Origin of the sequence: Acetobacter malorum (genome assembly GCF_002153605.1) — a bacterium.
In the GTDB taxonomy this organism is placed as follows: domain Bacteria; phylum Pseudomonadota; class Alphaproteobacteria; order Acetobacterales; family Acetobacteraceae; genus Acetobacter; species Acetobacter malorum_A.
Genome location: NZ_JOPG01000086.1, coordinates 1 through 1,160, shown reverse-complemented (window position 1 = coordinate 1,160; position 1,160 = coordinate 1). Strand labels below are relative to the sequence as shown.

2 protein-coding genes are annotated in these 1,160 nt (G+C 45.4%); both read right to left on the bottom strand.

Translation table 11 applies throughout. The features are described from left to right. Nucleotides 1–599 (bottom strand): hypothetical protein (locus tag HK23_RS14450; RefSeq protein ID WP_143217589.1); only part of this gene is annotated, 599 nt, incomplete at its 3' end. A 258-nt stretch (nt 600–857) separates the two neighbouring features. Beyond that, a partial coding sequence (locus tag HK23_RS14620; RefSeq protein ID WP_179193921.1) for a hypothetical protein occupies nt 858–1,160 on the bottom strand: 303 nt, incomplete at its 5' end.

The window sequence follows — 1,160 nt, the reverse complement described above, 5'->3', positions numbered from 1 at the left end:
TTTGCTGCTATGGGGCCGAGAACAGGGGGGCTTTCAACCCACACACCGCCCGTTGTCTCATTCCAGAGATGTTGGAATTTCAGCCCCACCAGCCCGGATGCTTCGACCACATTTTTCAGGACATCGGTGCAAAGAAGGGCTGTTGGATATTCATGGGGATAAAAAATGGTAGGGACTTGCCTCAGTTTAACGGGATCAAAAACCCAGCGGTTGATATCGTACCACATATTAGCTTCTGGAAGCAGAATGTCTCCTTCGATTTGCCCCTTGGCCGTGCAGTCATATTCAAGGGTACATTTGAACCACCAGTACAGGCGTTCTCCCACTTTGACAGGTCGGAACTCTCCACAATCTTGTATCAGAGGCTGCAACAGAGCTTTTGCGGTTTCATCGACAACAAAATTGTCACCAGCGTAATAAGGGATGAAATTCACATCTGTTGTAAATTTTTTCAAACGAACTGGATACAGTTCCCAGTTTTCTAGTTTAATGTAATCGGGCAAAACTGCTCGTCCGTTTTCATCCCATATTTTTACATTCGGCGAAATGCCGCCATATTGAAGATTACTACTGACACGATAGACATTGAGCTCTGACATCGTTGCTGCTCTTATCCGTTGAAAAGAATATCAAAATCCAAAACGGTTTCGTGAAGTTTTGTGGCGCGTTTATCGCCACTATTTCGTACAAGCTTCATCCCGAATTTTCGTAATTCATCGACGGATGACAGGCCTGTCCCGTCTCACGCAAAACCACGGTAATTTTAGCAAAATAATTCTCGAAAACCTTTTATCTCCCCTAAAGCACATTCATGAAGAAGGAGTTCAGGCGAGTGAGGAAACAAAATAAGGCCCTTGTCAGAGCAGTGTAATACCCTCCCTGTTTTTTAGTTTGTCATAAAGCAGGTCATATTTCTTTTTGTTCTTTTTCCACTTGTCCTCCAGCTCCTTGCCCAGTTTTGCTGCTATGGGTCCGAGGACAGGGGGGCGTTCAACCCACACACCACCCGTTGTCTCATTCCAGAGATGTTGGAATGTCAGCCCCACTAGCCCGGATGCTTCGACCACATCTTTCAGGACATCGGTGCAAAGGAGGAATGTTGGTTTTTCATGAGGATGGAAAATGGCAGGGGCATTTTTCAATTTGATGGGATCAAAAAC